General features: G+C 73.3%; 2 protein-coding genes. Both read right to left on the reverse strand.

From position 1 onward, the window contains the following. On the reverse strand, positions 1 to 181 hold a 181-nt coding region (locus ACTIR_RS23150; RefSeq protein ID WP_233345900.1), incomplete at its 3' end, for a Trp biosynthesis-associated membrane protein. 55 nt (positions 182 to 236) lie between these two features. Then, complete coding sequence (locus ACTIR_RS0112840; protein ID WP_026454591.1) at positions 237 to 1790, reverse strand: anthranilate synthase component I; 1554 nt, start codon at positions 1788 to 1790, stop codon at positions 237 to 239. Positions 1791 to 1818: the final 28 nt, after the last annotated feature.

The following is a 1818-nucleotide window of genomic DNA, read 5'->3' on the forward strand; positions in this document are numbered from 1 at the left end:
CCAGCAGGGCGGGCACCGCGGCCAGCGCCAGCAGGGCGAGCGGAACGGGCCAGGACACCAGGTCGGCGCCGGTGAGGTCGTCGGCCATCCGGCCGTCGACGGTCAGCCCCCGCGGCACCTCGACCCAGGTGAGCGACGACGCACCCCACAGCGCGCCCGCCGCGAGCACCAACGCCAGCAATGCTGTCCACAGTGGACGACGCGCGGCAGCTGCCCGCGTCGCCGGATCGTCGCCGTCAGTCACCGGTCCCGGTCTCTCCCACCGGTCGCATCGTGTCGGCGGCGGCCACCGCCGACAGCACGGTCCTGGCCTTGTTCAACGCCTCGGTGTCCTCGTAGCCGGGTTCGGAATCGGCGACCACGCCGCCGCCCGCCTGCACGTGGGCCACCCCGTCCCGCATCAGCGCGGTGCGGATCGCGATGGCGGTGTCGGCGTCACCGGCGAAGTCGAGGTAGCCCACGATACCGCCGTACAGGCCGCGTCTGGTCGGTTCGAGCTCCTCGATCAGCTCCATCGCCCGCACCTTCGGCGCCCCCGTGAGGGTCCCCGCGGGAAAGCACGCCCGGACGGCGTCGAAGGCGGTCCGGCCCTCGGCGAGCTCCCCGGTGACCGTGGACACGATGTGCATGACGTGGCTGTAGCGCTCGACGGTGAAGAAGTCGACCACCCGTACGCTGCCCGCGCGGCAGACCTTGCCGAGGTCGTTGCGACCGAGGTCGACCAGCATCAGGTGCTCGGCGCGTTCCTTGTCGTCGGCGAGCAGGTCCTTGGCCAGTGCCGCGTCCTCCTCCGGGTCCGTCCCGCGCCACCGGGTCCCGGCGATCGGGTGGGTGGTGGCCCGCCCGTCCCGCACCGTCACCAGCGACTCGGGACTGGAGCCGACGATGTCGAAGCCGTCCAGCCGGAACAGGTACATGTAGGGGCTCGGGTTGGAGGTGCGCAGCACGCGGTAGACGTCCAGCGCGTCGGCACCCGTGCGCATCTCGAACCGCTGCGAGGGTACGACCTGGAACGCCTCCCCGGCGTGCACGGCCTCCACCGCCCGGTTCACCGCGGCGTGGAACTCGGCCTCCGAACGGCGCCGGGTGAACGCGGGCGCGGGCCGGTCGAAGGTGGCGTTCGTCGCGGGTGCCGGTTCGGCCAGGCGGGCGGTCATGCCGTCCAGCCGCGCCACGGCGTCGTCGTAGGCGGCGTCCACCCGCTCCGGCGAGTCGTCCCAGTTCACCGCGTTCGCGATCAGGGTGACGGTGCCCTCGTGGTGGTCGAAGGCGGCGAGGTCGGTGGCCAGCAGCATCGTCAGCTCGGGGATGTCGAGATCCTTCTCGGCCAGCTCCGGCAGCCGCTCCACCCAGCGCACGGAGTCGTACCCGAGGTAGCCGACCATCCCGCCGGTCAACGGGGGCATCCCCGGCAGCGGTTCGGTGTGCAGGATCTCGACGGTCTCCCGGAGCACCGCGAGCGGGTCCCCGCCGGTGGGCAGCCCCGCCACCGGGGTCCCCGTCCACACGGCCTCCCCGTCCCGGACGGTCAGCGCCGCGGGGCTGTGCACGCCGATGAACGACCAGCGCGACCACGACTGCCCGTTCTCCGCGGACTCCAGCAGGAAGGTGCCGGGCCGGTCACCCGCCAGCTTCCGGTACAGCGCCACGGGCGTGTCCGCGTCGGCCAGCAGCTTGCGCACCACCGGGATGACCCGGCGGTCGGCCGCCAGCGCGCGGAACTCGTCCCGGCCGGGGCTCACCCCGCCGAGCCCCCGGGCGGCCGTGTCGGAGATCTGCGCAGTCACCATGGCGTCATTGTGCCGGGCACCGGCGACG

It is taken from the genome of Saccharomonospora iraqiensis subsp. iraqiensis (genome assembly GCF_000430445.1).
In the GTDB taxonomy this organism is placed as follows: Bacteria; Actinomycetota; Actinomycetes; order Mycobacteriales; family Pseudonocardiaceae; genus Saccharomonospora; species Saccharomonospora iraqiensis.